The 14,930-nt window shown below is 68.6% G+C and carries 14 protein-coding genes; 7 read left to right on the plus strand and 7 right to left on the minus strand.

What is annotated here, in order from left to right:
* Positions 1 to 147: 147 nt before the first annotated feature.
* The 7 genes from IEW34_RS26875 to IEW34_RS26905 form a co-directional block, all read right to left on the minus strand.
* Positions 148 to 1,827, minus strand: a complete 1,680-nt coding sequence (locus tag IEW34_RS26875) for a Na/Pi cotransporter family protein (RefSeq protein ID WP_188612317.1) — start codon at positions 1,825 to 1,827, stop codon at positions 148 to 150.
* Positions 1,828 to 2,072: 245 nt separating this feature from the next.
* Positions 2,073 to 2,864: a MetQ/NlpA family ABC transporter substrate-binding protein gene (locus IEW34_RS26880; protein ID WP_244642248.1), complete on the minus strand. Its 792-nt coding sequence runs from the start codon at positions 2,862 to 2,864 to the stop codon at positions 2,073 to 2,075.
* Positions 2,865 to 3,144: 280 nt separating this feature from the next.
* On the minus strand, positions 3,145 to 4,533 hold the full coding sequence (locus tag IEW34_RS26885; RefSeq protein WP_188612318.1) for an LLM class flavin-dependent oxidoreductase: 1,389 nt from the start codon (positions 4,531 to 4,533) through the stop codon (positions 3,145 to 3,147).
* Positions 4,534 to 4,579: 46 nt separating this feature from the next.
* Entirely contained in the window at positions 4,580 to 5,386 is an 807-nt protein-coding gene (locus IEW34_RS26890; RefSeq protein WP_244642249.1) for a MetQ/NlpA family ABC transporter substrate-binding protein, read from the minus strand.
* A 33-nt stretch (positions 5,387 to 5,419) separates the two neighbouring features.
* Positions 5,420 to 6,085 carry a methionine ABC transporter permease gene (locus IEW34_RS26895; RefSeq protein WP_188612319.1) on the minus strand — a complete coding sequence of 222 codons (666 nt, stop codon included), beginning with the start codon at positions 6,083 to 6,085 and terminating at the stop codon, positions 5,420 to 5,422.
* Positions 6,075 to 7,115, minus strand: coding sequence for a methionine ABC transporter ATP-binding protein (locus tag IEW34_RS26900; protein WP_244642259.1), 1,041 nt, complete (start codon positions 7,113 to 7,115; stop codon positions 6,075 to 6,077). Before IEW34_RS26900 ends, IEW34_RS26895 begins: the two co-directional genes overlap by 11 nt.
* A 241-nt stretch (positions 7,116 to 7,356) precedes the next feature.
* Positions 7,357 to 8,310 carry an aliphatic sulfonate ABC transporter substrate-binding protein gene (locus IEW34_RS26905; protein WP_188612321.1) on the minus strand — a complete coding sequence of 318 codons (954 nt, stop codon included), beginning with the start codon at positions 8,308 to 8,310 and terminating at the stop codon, positions 7,357 to 7,359.
* 142 nt (positions 8,311 to 8,452) lie between these two features.
* Between IEW34_RS26905 and IEW34_RS26910 the strand changes: the two genes are divergently transcribed.
* From IEW34_RS26910 to IEW34_RS26935, 7 genes are all read left to right on the plus strand, one after another.
* Positions 8,453 to 9,532: an LLM class flavin-dependent oxidoreductase gene (locus tag IEW34_RS26910; protein ID WP_188612506.1), complete on the plus strand. Its 1,080-nt coding sequence runs from the start codon at positions 8,453 to 8,455 to the stop codon at positions 9,530 to 9,532.
* Positions 9,533 to 9,586: 54 nt separating this feature from the next.
* Entirely contained in the window at positions 9,587 to 10,768 is a 1,182-nt protein-coding gene (gene ssuD / locus IEW34_RS26915) for an FMNH2-dependent alkanesulfonate monooxygenase (protein ID WP_188612322.1), read from the plus strand.
* A 195-nt stretch (positions 10,769 to 10,963) separates the two neighbouring features.
* Entirely contained in the window at positions 10,964 to 11,281 is a 318-nt protein-coding gene (locus tag IEW34_RS26920; protein ID WP_188612323.1) for a YdhR family protein, read from the plus strand.
* 196 nt (positions 11,282 to 11,477) lie between these two features.
* Positions 11,478 to 12,572 carry a hypothetical protein gene (locus IEW34_RS26925; protein ID WP_188612324.1) on the plus strand — a complete coding sequence of 365 codons (1,095 nt, stop codon included), beginning with the start codon at positions 11,478 to 11,480 and terminating at the stop codon, positions 12,570 to 12,572.
* Positions 12,569 to 12,703: a hypothetical protein gene (locus IEW34_RS30975; protein ID WP_280516337.1), complete on the plus strand. Its 135-nt coding sequence runs from the start codon at positions 12,569 to 12,571 to the stop codon at positions 12,701 to 12,703. Before IEW34_RS26925 ends, IEW34_RS30975 begins: the two co-directional genes overlap by 4 nt.
* 46 nt (positions 12,704 to 12,749) lie before the next feature.
* Positions 12,750 to 14,174 (plus strand): FAD/NAD(P)-binding protein, encoded by a 1,425-nt coding sequence (locus IEW34_RS26930; protein ID WP_188612325.1) that lies wholly within the window; start codon positions 12,750 to 12,752, stop codon positions 14,172 to 14,174.
* A gap of 118 nt (positions 14,175 to 14,292) precedes the next feature.
* On the plus strand, positions 14,293 to 14,604 hold the full coding sequence (locus tag IEW34_RS26935; RefSeq protein ID WP_188612326.1) for a hypothetical protein: 312 nt from the start codon (positions 14,293 to 14,295) through the stop codon (positions 14,602 to 14,604).
* Positions 14,605 to 14,930 lie beyond the last annotated feature (326 nt).

The following is a 14,930-nucleotide window of genomic DNA, read 5'->3' on the forward strand; positions in this document are numbered from 1 at the left end:
TTGCATCGCAACATGGGAATTTGTCGATTACACTGAAACTATCCGTATTTTTCCGGTCGCCGCCGGGCCGTGCCCTGCCCGAGAGGTGCGGCTGGGCCGCACATTCTCTGGCTCGATGTCGCGGGCCCGATGGCACGCCGGCGGAGCTCACGCCGGGCCCGGCGCTCCGGGCTGCTGGTTGGCGATCCGGCTCTGAAGCAGTTCGCCGCTGCGCTCCAGCACCGGATAGGCGGCAGCGGCGACGATGTGGCTGTTGATCAGCTTGATGTCGCTGAGCAGGTCGAGGTAGAGCGCGCCCGCCTGGGCCGCCTCGGGACGGCCGGTTCTCATCTGGTCCACATGCAGGACCGTGGCCTGGGACTCGGCCTCCCGGAACGCAATCTTCTCATCGGCCAGCAAACGGGCGGTCGGACCATCGTCGGTCATGAGGACGGACGCGGCGGTCTTCAGGTTAGCGCTCAAGCGGTCGATCATGGCGACGAGTTCGGCTTCCTCCGCCTCCGAGAAGGCCAGGCCACGCTTCAAGCGCTTGGACGCGTGCGGCAGCAGATTGCGGGTAACCACGTCACCGGCCTGCTCGAGGTTCATGGCGAAGTTCAGGATCGCGGCGAGGCGCTTATTCTCGTTGTCGCCGAGTTCGTCCGGGTCGAGCGACGTCAGGTAGGCCTTGATCGCCGTGTTCAGGCGGTCGAGCACGTCGTCGCGCCGCTTCGTCTCGGCGATGACCCGCCGGTCGCCATTGGCCATTGCGCTACGCGCGCCGGCGAGCATCTCCTCCAGCACGTCCACCAGCCGCAGCGCCTCACGCGTCGCGGCACCGAGTGCCACGATCGGCGTCTCCCGCGCTGCGGCGTCGAGGTAGAGGGGCCGGGAGGGGTCCGCCGGGTCGACGCGCTCGGGGAGCCAGCGTTTCAGCAGGGCGGCATAGGGCGTCAGCAGCGGCAGAAAGACCAGGGCGATGATGACGTTGAAGGCCGTATGAAAATTGGCGACGGCGCGGGCGTTGTCCGGCTCCAGGGTAACCAGCAGGCGGCCGATGGGCTCCAGCAGGGCGAGTCCGACGGCCACGCCGACGACACGGGTGAGCAGGTTGCCCACGGGCAGCCGCTTGGCGCCGAGATCGTTGCCGGCCGCCCCCTCGAGCACCGGGTTGATGGCCGTGCCGAGATTGGCGCCGAGCACGAGCGCGAAGGCGGCGTTCGGCGGCAGCGCACCCTTGCTCGCCAGCGACATGATGAGCAGGACGACCGCGACGCTGGAATGCACTGCCCAGGTCACGCCCGCCCCCAGCAGGACGGCGAGCAGCGGCGTGGTCGAGATGGCACCGAGCAGCAGCCGCAGGCTCGGCGTGTCCTCGTAGTCGGTCATCAGATGCAGCAGTTGATGCAGGGCCAGGAGCATCAGCCCGAGGCCGATGAAGACCCGGCCGAGGTCGTGCGTCGGCGTGCTGGAATCGCGGCGGAACATCAGCACGCCGACCAGGATGAGCACCGGCGAGAACGCCGCCACATCGAACGACAGCACCTGCACGATGAGCGTCGTGCCGACGTTGGCGCCGAGCATGACGGCGAGCGCCGGCACGAGATCCACCAGGCCGCCGGCGGCAAAGCCCGCGGTCATCAGGCCGGTCGCCGTGCTGCTCTGCAGGATGGCGGTGACGCCGATGCCGGCCAGCAGCGCCCGCACGCGGTTCCGCAGCGCCGTGCCGAGAAACGCCCGCAGGCCCGGACCGAAGGCGCGCTGAATCCCCGTCTGCACCATGCGCGTGCCCCACAGGAGCAGCGCGATGGCGCCGGCGAGATCGATCAGCGTGACGGGAAATGCCATCGCGGGCGCCTTGCAACGTTGGGCAGAGGACGGAGCTTGTGCCCCACGGCCTCGCCTGGGCCGCCCCATCCGGAACATGGCCCCGGCGGATGCCCTTGCCAGGCCGCCCGCCGTTTAATCCTCGCCTGCCGTTCGGTGCAATGCCGGAATAAGGCCGCCCCCCGCTGGCCGTGCGATCGGGCGGCCTATTCTGGGGGTCGGGCGCTGACGCGCAGCGCCATCGGCCCCGATCGTGGGCGGAGAAGCTACCAGACCGGGATGAAGGCCGGCAGCTTGGCGGCCACGAACTCCTTGTTCGCGGGCGACTTGAAGACCTCGAGGAAGGCCTTGAGCCGGGGGTCGTCCTTCTTCTCGGGCCGCGAGACGAAGCGAAGGACGAAGCGCTCGTCGGGCGTGCGGTCGCTGATCAACGCCGAGTTGGGGTCGCCGCCCGCCGGGATCAGATAGGTCAGGTTGACGAACGCCAGCGTCACGTCGTCGAGCGCACGGTAGAGCTGGGCCGCGTCGAGTTCGATGAGTTGAAGCTTCTTGGGGTTCTCGGTGACATCCTGCTTGGTGACGTTGATGCCCTTGCCGGGCTTTAACGTGATCAGCCCGGCCTTCTCGAGCAGCTGCAGGGCGCGGGCGCCGTTCAGGGGCTCGTTGGGAATGGCCACCTTGTCGCCTTCCTTCACCTCTGCAAGACTCTTGATCTTCTTGGAGAAGAGACCGACCGGAACGATCACGCCCGCGGGATCGACGGGCACCAGGTTGAAGCCCCGCGCCGCGTTCTGCTGGCCCAGAAACGTCACGTGCTGGAAGAAGTTGGCGTCGAGATCGCCGGCGAAGACGGCCGCGTTGGGGGTCACCCAATCGGTGAACTCGATGACCTTCACGTCGAGGCCCTTCTTCTTGGCCGCCTCTGCGGTCAGCTGCAGGAGCTGCGCCAGCGGGCCGGCGCTGACGCCGATCTTCAGCGGCTGGTCGGCGGACGCCACGCTGGCGACCATCGCAACGGCCGCGGCCAGGGCGACGCGGATAGCGGATTTGATGTTCATCGATTCCCCTCAGGATTATCAGGCGCGGCAAGCCGCTTTGGCGGAGCGAACGCCCGCGCTTCGGCCAATAAAGGGACAGTGGCTTGCGGCCTTGCTCTGAATGGACAATCGACGCAAGTCGATCCGCCAAAAACGATAAATCACGAAGAATATCGTAAAGCAACGAGGCGAGATTTATCTTTGCGATACATTCATCGGTAAATAAAACTACCGCAAAGCAACGAGATGTAAAATCCTGCTCCTTCAAGAGGCCGCGCCGGCCTGAACAGGCGCGACTGTCCTACTCCGCCGCGTCCGCCAAGGCGCGGCCCCGCCAGCGGGCCGCCGGATGAGGCGGAGCCAGGCGCGCCCGCCCCGGGCCGAACAGCTTTTCGCGCAGCGGCCCCGGCGCGTAGGCGCGCTTGTAGCGGCCGCGCCGTTCGAGCTCCGGCACCAGGAACTCGACGATGTCCTCGAAGGTCTCCGGGGCCACCGCATAGGCCATGTTGAAGCCGTCGACGTCGGTCGCGTCGACCCACTGGATCAACGCGTCGGCGACCGTTGCGGGCGAGCCGACGAACACCGGCCCGATGCCGCCGATGGCCACGTGCTCGGCCACCTCGCGAACGGTCCAGATCCGGTTCGGGTCGGCGCGCGTGATATTGTCCATGGCGGTGCGGCCGGCGTCGTTCTCCACGTGCCGCACCTCCTGGTCGAGCGCCAGCTGGGAGAAATCGACGCCCGTCCACCCGGACATCAGCGTCAGCGCCCCCTCGTGGCTGACGTAACTGCGGTAGTCGTCGAGCTTGGCCTGGGCCGCCCGGTCGGTCTCGGCGAGCACCACGGTCGCCATGGAGAACACCTTGAGGTCGCTGCCCTGGCGGCCGGCGGCGACCGCCGCCCGGCGCAGATCCGCGACGCGCGGCCCGATCACCTGCGTGGAGGGCCCCGAGACGAAAACACATTCGGCGTGGCGACCGGCGAAGCCGCGGCCCTTGGGCGAGGTGCCGGCCTGGTAGAGCACCGGCGTGCGCTGCAGCGACGGCTCGCTGAGGTGAATGGCGTCGAGCTGGTAGAACGGGCCGTCGTGCCGGATGCGATGCACCTTCTCGGGTCGGGTGAAGATGCCCGCCGCCCGGTCGGCCACGACGGCGTCGTCGTCCCAGCTGCCCTCCCAGAGCTTGTAGACGAGCTCCAGATAGTCCTCCGCCACGTCATAGCGATCGTCATGGCCGCGCTGGCGATCCAGCCCCATGGCCTTGGCGGCGCTGTCGAGATAGCCCGTGACGATGTTCCAGCCGATGCGCCCCTCGGTCAGATGGTCGAGCGTCGTCATCCGCCGGGCAAAGGGATACGGCGGCTCGTAGGACAAATTGACGGTGATGCCGAAACCGAGGTTGCGCGTCACCGCTGCCATGGCCGAGACCAGCAGCAACGGATCGTCCACCGGCACCTGCGAGGCGGTGCGCAGGGCAGCGTCGGGACTGCCTCCGAAGACGTCGTAGATGCCGAGCACGTCAGCGATGAACAGGCCGTCGAAGCGGCCACGCTCCAGCGTCTGGGCGAGGCCTGTCCAATAGGAGAGCGTGCGGTAGTCGGCGGATCGGTCGCGCGGATGGCGCCACAGGCCCGGGGCCTGATGGCCGACCGTGTTCATCTCGAAGGCGTTGAGCCTGATCTCCTTGGCCATGGCCAATCCTTCCTCCCGCGGCGGCACAGCCCCGCACGGCGCCGGCCTACCAGGCCGGAATATAGGCGCCCTTGAAGCGGGTCAGCACGAATTGCTTCACCGGTTCCGATTGATAGACCTCGACGAGCTTGGCAACCCAGGGCTTGTCCTTGTCCGCGGCGCGAACGGCAATGACGTTGACCCAAGGGCCGTTGGCAGCTTCCTTGATCAGGGTGTCCTTCACCGGATCGAGGCCCGCCTGCACCGCATAGTTGTTGTTGATCGACGCGGCATCGACGTCCGGAAGTGAGCGCGGGATCTGCGCCGCATCGAGTTCGACGAACTTGAAGCGCTTGGGATTGTCGACGATGTCGGCAACGCTGGCGGTGACGTTGGTGGGGTCGCGCAGCTTGATGTAGCCGGCCGCCGCCAGGATGTGCAGCGAGCGCGCGCCGTTGGTCGGATCGTTCTGGATCGCCAGCCGCGCGCCGTCCGGCAGATCGGCGAAATTCTTGTAGGTCTTGGAATAGAAGCCCATGGGCGAGGCGATGGTGTCGGCCACCTTGACCAGCTTCCAGCCGGTCTTGGCGATCTGGTTCTTCAGATAGGGCTCGTGCTGGAACGAATTGGCCTCGGTCTCGCCGGCGGCGAGCGCCTGGTTGGGAATGACGTAGTCGGTGAACTCGACCGGCTTGATGTCGACGCCGCGCTCGGCGCCGACCTTGCGCACCACGTCGAGGATCTCCGCATGCGGGCCGGCGGTGACGCCGACGCGGATGGTCTTGGGATCGTCCGCCGCAGCGGCGCCGCCGGCGAGGAGGGTCACGGCGCCCAGCGCGGCAAGGACAAGGGACATGGGTCTGCGGCTCGCCATGGGAAGGCTCCGGGGCGCGGGGACGGTCGAGGGTCAGTTATGGCGCAGGCGCTTGTTCAGCCGCCGCGCGAGCGTGTCGCCGATGGTCTGCACGCCTTGCACCAGCACGATCAGGACGATGACGACCGCCGCCATCACGTCGGGCATGAAGCGCTGGTAGCCATAGCGGATGCCGAGGTCGCCGAGGCCGCCACCCCCGACGGCGCCGACCATCGCGGAGTAGCCGATCATGCTGACCACGGCGAGGGTGAGCGACAGGGCGATGGCGGGCACGGCCTCCGGCAGCAGCACCTTGCGCACGATCTGGAGGGGGCTCGCCCCCATGGCCCGGGCGGCCTCGACCAGCCCCTGATCGACCTCGCGCACCGCCGTCTCCACCAGGCGGGCGATGAAGGGGATGGCGGCGATGGTGAGCGGCACGATGGCCGCCTTGGTGCCGATCGAGGTGCCGGCGATGAGACGCGTGAACGGAATGATCGCCACCACCAGGATGATGAACGGGGTGGAGCGCGTGGCGTTGACGACGAGGCCGACGATGCGGTTGACCGCCGGCAGGGCGAACAGCTCGCCCCGCCCGCTGGTGGCCAGAAAGACGCCGAGCGGCACGCCAAGGAGGGTGGCGATCGCCGTCGCCACCGCCACCATCCACAGGGTATCGAGCGTCGCCTCGGCGATGAGCTGAACGATCTCAGGCGACATAGCCGAGCACCTCCGTGTCGAGGCCGCGCTCGGCGAAATAGGCGAGCGCCGGCGCCAGATGCCGGTCCGACGACGGCAGGCCGATGAGCAGCGTGCCGAAGGGACGTCCGGCCACCTCGTCGATGGCGCCGGACAGGATCTTCACGTCGGCGTGGAGCTCGCGCGACAGGCTGGAGACCACCGCACCGGCCGCCAAAGTCCCGCGAAAGACGACGCGCACCACCGCCTCTGAGCCGGCTGCACGATCCGGGCCGAGCCGCGCCGCAAGCCCGGCCGGCACGGCGCGGCCCGAGGCACCGCCGAGGAACGACTGGGTGGTGGCATGGCCCGGACGGGTGAAGATGTCGTAGACGTCGCCGCGCTCGACGATGCGGCCGCCGTCGATGACCGCGACCTCCTTGGCGATGCGCCGGATCACCGACATCTCGTGGGTGATCAGCAGGATGGTGAGGCCGAGCTCCCGGTTGATGGTACCGAGCAGATCGAGGATCGACTGGGTCGTCTCCGGGTCGAGCGCGGACGTCGCCTCGTCGGACAGCAACACTTTCGGACGGGTGGCGAGCGCGCGGGCGATGCCGACGCGCTGCTTCTGGCCGCCGGAGAGCTCGGCCGGGTAACGGTCGCGCTTGTCGGCGAGGCCGACGAGCTCCAGCAGCGGCTCCACGCGCGCCTTGATCTCCGCCCGCCCGACCCCGGCGATCTCCAGCGGCAGGGCAATGTTGCCATAGGCGGTGCGCGACGACAGCAGGTTGAAATGCTGGAAGATCATGCCGATCGAGCGGCGCACCTGGCGCAGCTCGCGCTCGCCCAGGGCGGCGATATCGGTGCCGTCGACCCAGATGCGGCCGGCGCTCGGCCGCTCGAGGCCGTTGACGAGCCGGATCAAGGTCGACTTCCCGGCACCGCTGCGGCCAATGACACCCAGCACCGAGCCCGGCGCGACGGCCAGGTCGATGTGATCGAGCGCAGTGACCGCGCCGCCACCGCGGCGCGCGGCAAAGGTCTTGCTCACGGCTTCCAGGCGGACCATGGCCCGATCGAGGTCATCAGCCTTTGCGACCGGGACCTCGCGCACGTCGGCCAGATCGGCCCTCAAGGGCATGTTCATGGAATAACGTTCCCGTCATCTCGATGTCGGTACAGGGCGACCAAACAGATCCGTCGATCGCGGCGCGAACTTCGGCGCTTCCCACCTATGCTGGATCTTTACGTTCTGGATCGATGGTCGGCCCGCCAACACCAACCCTTGGCGGTCGTCCGCCGCACGGACGTCACGCGGCCGGTTGCCAGATCGGCACGTCGGTCGCGTCGATGCGCTTGGGGATCAGGCCTGCCGCGAAGAACACGTCGGCGATCTTCTGCTGGTCGCCGAGTTCGTCCTTGCGCACCGGCTGCACGCTGTAGCTGCGGCGGGCATTGACCTGCTTGACGACATCGATCGGAATATCGCCCCACATCGGCGCAAGCCGGGCGGCGGCTTCGTCCGGCTGGCTCTTCACCCAGCGCCCCTGTTCGGCCAGGGCCTCGAAGACGATGGCGACGGCCTGCGGATGGGCCGCGACGAAGTCGTTGTTGACGAGATAGTAGCGGCTGTAGCCCGAGAAGCCCGTGGCATCGGCGATGACCCGGATCGGGTACTGGCTCTGTGCGATCGCCAGGAATGGGTCCCAGATCACCCAGGCGTCGATGCTGCGCCCCTTGAAGGCGGCCGCCCCGTCGGGCGCCTCGAGGTAAGCCGGGTTGATGTCGCTGAAGGCGAGCCCGGCCTTCGCCAGGGCCGCGGCCAGGATGAAGTGGCACCCCGATCCGCGCGAGACTCCGACCTTCTTGCCCTTGAGATCGGCGACGGAGGTGATCGGCGAGTCCCCATGCACGATGATGGCCTCGGCCGCGGGCGACGGCGCCTCGGTGGCGTAGAAGGTCAGCTTGGCGCCGGCCGCCTGGGTGAAGATCGGGATGGCGTCGGCGACGTCCGCGTGGAAATCCACCGCCCCCGCATTCATCGGCGGGATCACGGCGGTGAACAGATTCCAGCTCACCTCGAAGCCCAGCGGCGCCAGCCGTTTCTCCAGCACCCCTTCGCTCCTCAGCAGGGTAAGCAGTGTCGACGAGCGTTGGTAGCTGAAGCGGATCTTACGGCTCTCGGCCGACGCTGAGCGGCCGAGCGAGCCGATGAGCGGCAGGCCGAGCAGGCCGGCGGCGACGTGACGGCGCGTGGGGTGCATGAGTTCGATGTTCCTGGACCGAGGTGACGCCGATCACAGCATGCGCGGATATCGACTTCAACGCTAAAGCCGTGTATTTTAGAATAAATCACACCATGAAATGTGATTTTTCTGTTTCAGCTGTTCCGGGGAGAATTTTGTGCTGTCGCACGCCATTCGGTTTGGCATCTGGGCGCTCGTTCACGGCAACCGCGCCGCGCTTCAGGATCCGGACGAGCCCTACGACGCCTCGTTCGCGCGCAACCGCGCGCTCATCCTCGAAGCGGAATCGCTGGGCTATGATTCCACCCTGGTCGCCCAGCACACGATCAACCCGCACGACGAGCGGCTGGACCAGCTGGAGGCCTGGACCGCATCGGCGGCGCTCGCGGCCCTGACCAGCCGGATCGAGATCATCACGGCGATCAAGCCCTACCTCTACCACCCGGTGGTTTTGGCCAAAATGGCGTTGCAGATCGAGGAGATCAGCGGTGGCCGTTTTGCCATCAACCTGGTCAACGCCTGGAACCGCCCGGAGCTGGAGCGCGCCGGCATCGGTTTCGCCGAGCACGACGAGCGCTATGCCTATGGCGAGGAGTGGCTGTCCGTGGTGCGCCGCCTGCTCGCCGGTGAGCGCGTGACCCACGCAGGACGCCACTTCAACGTACAGGAATACGAGCTGCGGCCGACCAGCCGCTTCCGCGCCCGGCCGCGCATCTACGTCGGCGGCGAGTCGGCGCCGGCGCGGCAGCTGGTTGCCGACCAGGGCGACGTCTGGTTCATCAACGGCCAGCCGCTCGACGACGTGAAGAGCCTGATCGACGATGTCTCCGGCCGCCCCCGCAGCGGGGCACCGCTTCGTTTCGGCCTGTCTGCCTTCGTCGTCGCCCGCGAGACGGACGCGGAGGCGGAGGAGGCACATCGCCACCTGCTGGAGCTCGCCGCCAAGGACGCCCCGCTCAAGGCGATCCAGACCGCCAACACCGACCCCAAGGTGGTCATGATGCAGACCATGGCCAAGAGCCCGCGGGTCGGCACCAATGGCGGCACTGCCGCCGGGCTCGTCGGCAGCTACGACAGGGTGGCCGAGCGCATCCTGGCGTTCCACGCCCTTGGCATCGAGACGTTCATGCTGCAGTTCCAGCCGTTCGAGCGCGAGATGCGCCGCTTCGCCGCCGAGGTGATGCCGCGCGTGCGGGCGCGGCAGGCGACGCCCCGCCGGAAGGCCGGCGGCCACGGCTGAGACCACCCTTTTGACCCGGCAGCCCCATGAGCGGCGCCGGAGAGGAGACCGACGATGAGCAATCCTTCCGCCGATCAGGCCGACGTGCTGTGGTTCCTGCCGACCCACGGTGACGGACGCTACCTCGGCACGTCGCATGGGGCTCGCGACGTCTCGCTGCGGTATCTGGCCCAGATTGCCCAGGCCGCCGATCAACTGGGCTATTTCGGTGTGCTGCTGCCGACCGGACGCTCGTGCGAGGATTCGTGGGTGGTGGCGTCGTCCCTCGTGGCCCTGACCGAACGGCTTCGCTTCCTCGTCGCCGTGCGGCCCGGCCTGCTGTCGCCCTCGGTCGCTGCGCGCATGACGGCCACCCTCGACCGCATCTCGAACGGGCGTCTGCTCATCAATGTCGTGACCGGCGGCGACCCCGTCGAGAATGCCGGTGACGGCCTCTTCCTCGATCACGCGGCGCGCTACGAAGTCACAGACGAATTTCTCCAGATCTACACGCGCCTGCTGCAAGGCGAGACCGTCGACTACGAAGGCCAGCACCTGAAGGTGAGGGAGGGCAAGCTGCTCTATCCGCCGGTCCAGGAGCCGCACCCGCCCCTCTACTTCGGCGGCTCGTCCGGGGCCGGTCAGGACGTGGCGGCCCGCACCGTGCAGAAATACCTGACCTGGGGCGAACCGCCGGCCCAGGTGGCGGAGAAGGTCGCCGACATGCGCCGCCGCGCCGCCGCCGTCGGGCGCCAGATCAGCTTCGGTATCCGTCTGCACGTCATCGTGCGCGAGACCGACAAGGAGGCCTGGGCGGCCGCGGACGAGTTGATCCAGTATGTCGACGACGACACCATCGCGGCGGCGCAGAAGGTGTTCTCGCGCATGGATTCGGTGGGCCAGCAACGCATGCAGGCGCTGCATCGCGGCAGCCGCGACAACCTGGTGGTCAGCCCCAACCTGTGGGCCGGCGTCGGCCTGGTGCGCGGCGGCGCCGGCACCGCCCTCGTCGGCGATCCGGAGACCGTGGCGCAACGCATGAAGGAATACATGTCCGTGGGCATCGACACCTTCATCCTGTCCGGCTATCCGCACCTGGAGGAGGCCTACCGCTTCGCCGAGCTGGTGCTGCCGCTGCTGCCCCTGCGCGACACGACGCGCGGCCCGGCCCCGGCGACGCCGCACCGGGGCCCGTTCGGCGAGATCGTCGGCAATACGGTGGTGCCCTCGCACGTGCGCCAGCGCGCCGCCTCCTGAACGCGCTGAGCTGCGCATCGTCACGGGGATCGCTCGGCCGGAGCGGCCGCCCCGCCGTGACGATGCACGTCGTTTCGTTTTTCACTGTCGGCACAGCAATCAAATCTAAGACCCGATAGTAATACGGTAAACCATCTCATTGATGAGCTTGCCTTGCAGGCCTAGCATTCAGGCTTCAACGAGAGGAGCCACGCTATGCCCGTCATTCTTCAGGTGAACTTCGCGACCGCCGAACGTCCTGCATCCCAGGCGCAGATCGAGTCGGCCAAGGCGATCGCCCAGCAGCCGGGCCTGCGCTGGAAAGTCTGGATCAACGACGAGGCCTCGCAGACCCGCGGCGGCATCTACCTGTTCGACGACCTCAAGAGCGCCAAGGCCTGGGGCGACGACGTCCTGCCGGAGCGGCTCAAGGCGCGCGGCGCCACCCACATCTCCATCCGCTACTTCGACGTCAACGAAGACGCGAGCCTGGTGACCCATGCGCCGCTTCTTCAGCGCGCCGCCGCGGCCTGACGGCGATGGGGCGCGCGGCGCGGGCGCGCAGCGCGCGGTCCCATCTCCTGCCGCCCGGCCGGGACAACCGCCCGCCGCGTTGCAGGCCCACCGCGAAAGCTGTCAATCAAGAATAGCGCGATACGTCAGCAGCGAACACGGTTTCGCTCTGCTGTCCAACTACATCGACCCGCGGGGTCTTTGACCGAGGTCTTTCGTGACCAAGCATTTATATTGCCATGCTGCGGTGCCGGATGGCCCGTTCGTCCCACGGCAGGACGTCGTTTCCCGCAGCGGCCTGCATCGGGCGGCGGCCGGCACGGCACTTGCCGACCGGTCGCCGACCGTCCCCTCGCGGGCGGCCGCGCAGACGCTGAGCGAGCTTGAGCGCACGTTGCTCATCCTGGCGGGAGCCGAACGCGGCGCCTCCCCCGACCTGTTGATCATCGACGATACCGGCGCCTATGCCACGCGCCTGCGCAGCGTCGATCGCGAGACGATCCGGGCCCGCCGCGAGCGCGGCGACCTTCCGGGCCTGGCGGAGCAGATGCGCCCCTCGATTGTCCGCATCGATGAGGCGGACGACGACCCGCCACGCACATGGCCGCATGCTGACCGCCCCCGGTTGGCCGATCTGTCACAGAGCACTCTGTTCATCCCGGTGGGCGATCAGGTGGACAGCCTGCTCGAGCGCCTGTGGACTGCGATCGGCGAAGCGGCGCCCGTATGCGACGACGCCGGCAGGCTCCTCGGCCGGCCGGCGCAACTCATCGCGGCCGGCGCGCTGCGGCCCGACCGCGCGGTGCCGCTGGCGACCATCGAAGCGGACGCGCGCGCCCGCCTCCATGGCGAACTCGCCGCCACCGCCGCCGGCATCCGGCACATGGCCGACGCCATGGGGCTCGACGGGCCGCCGCTCTCCGGCTTCGACCTGGCGAGCCTGCCCGGGGCCGTCGGCTTCCGCATGGAAGACGGCCCGCAGGGCCTGGACGCCATCGGCCTGGACGGCCACTTCGAGCCGCTCGTGCCACCCTACGTGGGGGACATGGAGGAGGCTGCCTGGCGCTTCGCCGAGCGCAGACACGATCATCCACGCAGCCCGTCCGACGCCGGCGGCGCGCGCGAGCATCTCGTCGCCTATCTCGGATCGGTGGCGCAGGACGCCCACGATCGCTTCGGCCGCTTCCCCGCCACGGTGCCCACCCTCGTGCTCGCCGCCGGGGCGGCCGTCCGGCGCCCTGCGCCGCAGCGGCACCACCGCCGGCCGACGGCACGCCTCGCCGGCCCCATGCGCGGGGAGGCGGTGCGATGAGGGCGAGGCACCTACGCGCCAGGTCAGACGAGGATGCCGATCTGCCGCACGAGCCCAGCGCGGCACTGGTGTTGGCCGCGGCTGCCCTCTTGACGCTTCTGGCCGCGGCGACCACCTTGCTCGGCGCCTGAGACGATGCTGGGGTCGCAGATACTCACGAATGACGCCGCCGAGACCATGAGCATCGCCATCGTGGGTGGCGGGGCCGCCGGTGCCATGCTGGCGCTGAACCTGCTGCGGCAGGCGCCTTTGCGTGGCAGCCACATCACCATCATCGAGCCGTCCACGACGCTCGGCGCCGGCGTCGCCTACGCGCCCTCACGCCCGGAGCACCGCCTCAACGTCGCCGCGTCGCGGATGACTGTGCTGGAGGAAGAGCCCGAGGACTTCTCCCACTGGCTTCTGGCGCAGCCGCAACTCGTCACCGACGGCGACCGCGCCGCCGACGGCTCGGTCTTCCCGCCGCGTTCGCTGTTCGGGCAGTATCTGCACGAGCGGCTCGAGCGGGCGGCGCAGTCGACGCCGCGCATGCACGTCGAACATCTGCGTGATCGCGCGGCGACGATCGTTCCGCGGGCAGGCGGCTTCCTCGTCGAGACGCGGCACGGCCGGGCGATCCCCGCCGACGTTCTGGCGCTCTGCACCGGCCATCCGCAGGTCGGCCTTCCCCCTCGCCTCGCGGCTCTCGCCGGCGACCACCGCGTGATCGCCGAGCCCTGGTCGGGCCACGCGCTCACGCAAATCGATCGGCATGCCCGCGTCCTGATCGTCGGCACCGGCCTGACGATGGGCGACGTGGTGGCCTCCCTGCGGGCGCAGGGCCACGCGGGGCCGATCATGGCGGTGTCGCGACGCGGGCTGCTGCCGCGGCGGCGCGACCCTGTCAACGCGTCCGAACTGACGATCGGGATCGAGGGGCTGCCACTCAGCCAGATGCTGCGCGTGCTGCGGGCGCTCATGCGCGCCGAACAGCCCCTGCCCTGGCCCGACGTGCTCGACGCCCTGCGCCGGAGCAACGGGACGATCTGGCAAAGCTGGAGCACGGTGGAGCGCCGCCGCTTCCTGCGCCATCTGCGCCCCTACTGGGATGTCCACCGCTTCCAGGCCGCGCCCCAGATCGATGCCGCGGTCGAGGCCGCCCGTGACGACGGACAGCTCAGCGTGCGCGCCGGAACGCTCGTGGACGCCCGGGCCGGCACCGCGCTGGCGGTGACGTTTCGACCGCGCGGTGAGCGCCGGACCGAGCGCCTCGAGGTCGATGCCGTGGTCAATTGCACCGGCACCGCCTACGGCACCGCCATCGCCGGCAATGGGGCGCTGGCTTCGCTCGCCGCCGCCGGCGCCGTGAGGGCGGACCCCCTCGGCCTTGGCCTGGACGTCGACGAGCTCGGCCGCGCCAGACGGGCGGACGGAACCTGCAATGGAGCGCTGTTCGTGCTCGGCGCGCCGGCGCGCGGTGGCCTGGGTGAGGTGACCGGGGCGTCGGAGATCGCCGTTCACGCGCGCTCCGTGGCACGCCAAATCGCCCTCGCCCGCTCCGCCCTGCCGGAGCGGGTGACGTCGGCCGACCTGCGCCGGCACGTGGCTGGCACGGTCTCCTGACGCGGGGCAAGGACCCCTCGCAAAAAAACCATCGGCCATGTGAACCGGATCGCACGTCGTGGCGACCAACGGATGTGGGGATGCAACGGGCATCCCTCTCCCGAGAAGGACCACGCCGATGAACACGCAATCCATTCGCAAGCTTGCCCTCGCCGCCGCTCTTGCCGTCGCCGCCGGCGGCCTCGCCCTCGCCCCGACCAGCGCCTCCGCCTTCGGCATCCACGGTCACGGGCATGGGCACGGGCATGGCCACGGGCACAAGCACAAGCACTGGGGTCACCACGGCGGCCACTGGGGTGGCTGGGGCCATCGCCCGCACGGCTACTACGGCTGGGGCTATCGTCCGCGCGTCGTCGTCGGGTACGGCTGTGTCGTGAAGCGCTACATCAACGAGTTCGGCGACGTCGTCGTCCGCCGGCGCTGCTACTGAGCGCCCGGCTGGAGTGCCGCGGCGACCACCGCAGAGGGCGGAGCGCCGCGGTCCACCTGGATCGCGGTGCTGCCCTGGGGAGCGGCGCTTTGATGCGGAAGCTCGTCGATCCTGGCGGGCGTCCCGTCGGCAAGCGCATGAGGTCGGCAATCCGGGAACAATGCGCCGCACCGGCGATCTATCTTTAGCTCATGTGCCGCCGACTCCCATTGATCGGACCAATTATACTCACCGAAATAAGAAATATACTTTTATGCGCTACCATATATTCGTTTATGTAACAATGAGATCGATGACTTCTTGCCGAAAGTGGAGCCCTCTGGCAC

Source organism: Chelatococcus reniformis, assembly GCF_014640075.1.
In the GTDB taxonomy this organism is placed as follows: Bacteria; Pseudomonadota; Alphaproteobacteria; order Rhizobiales; family Beijerinckiaceae; genus Camelimonas; species Camelimonas reniformis.

Excerpts from the sequence above, each read along its gene's own strand:
- IEW34_RS26875 (WP_188612317.1), bottom strand. The coding sequence starts at position 1,827 with ATGGCATTTCCCGTCACGCTGATCGATCTCGCCGGCGCCATCGCGCTG.
- IEW34_RS30975 (WP_280516337.1), top strand. The coding sequence starts at position 12,569 with ATGAGGGCGAGGCACCTACGCGCCAGGTCAGACGAGGATGCCGATCTG.
- IEW34_RS26895 (WP_188612319.1), bottom strand. The coding sequence starts at position 6,085 with ATGTCGCCTGAGATCGTTCAGCTCATCGCCGAGGCGACGCTCGATACC.
- IEW34_RS26905 (WP_188612321.1), bottom strand. The coding sequence starts at position 8,310 with ATGCACCCCACGCGCCGTCACGTCGCCGCCGGCCTGCTCGGCCTGCCG.
- IEW34_RS26885 (WP_188612318.1), bottom strand. The coding sequence starts at position 4,533 with ATGGCCAAGGAGATCAGGCTCAACGCCTTCGAGATGAACACGGTCGGC.
- IEW34_RS26930 (WP_188612325.1), top strand. The coding sequence starts at position 12,750 with ATGAGCATCGCCATCGTGGGTGGCGGGGCCGCCGGTGCCATGCTGGCG.
- IEW34_RS26935 (WP_188612326.1), top strand. The coding sequence starts at position 14,293 with ATGAACACGCAATCCATTCGCAAGCTTGCCCTCGCCGCCGCTCTTGCC.
- IEW34_RS26880 (WP_244642248.1), bottom strand. The coding sequence starts at position 2,864 with ATGAACATCAAATCCGCTATCCGCGTCGCCCTGGCCGCGGCCGTTGCG.
- IEW34_RS26920 (WP_188612323.1), top strand. The coding sequence starts at position 10,964 with ATGCCCGTCATTCTTCAGGTGAACTTCGCGACCGCCGAACGTCCTGCA.
- IEW34_RS26900 (WP_244642259.1), bottom strand. The coding sequence starts at position 7,115 with ATGGTCCGCCTGGAAGCCGTGAGCAAGACCTTTGCCGCGCGCCGCGGT.
- IEW34_RS26890 (WP_244642249.1), bottom strand. The coding sequence starts at position 5,386 with ATGGCGAGCCGCAGACCCATGTCCCTTGTCCTTGCCGCGCTGGGCGCC.
- ssuD (WP_188612322.1), top strand. The coding sequence starts at position 9,587 with ATGAGCAATCCTTCCGCCGATCAGGCCGACGTGCTGTGGTTCCTGCCG.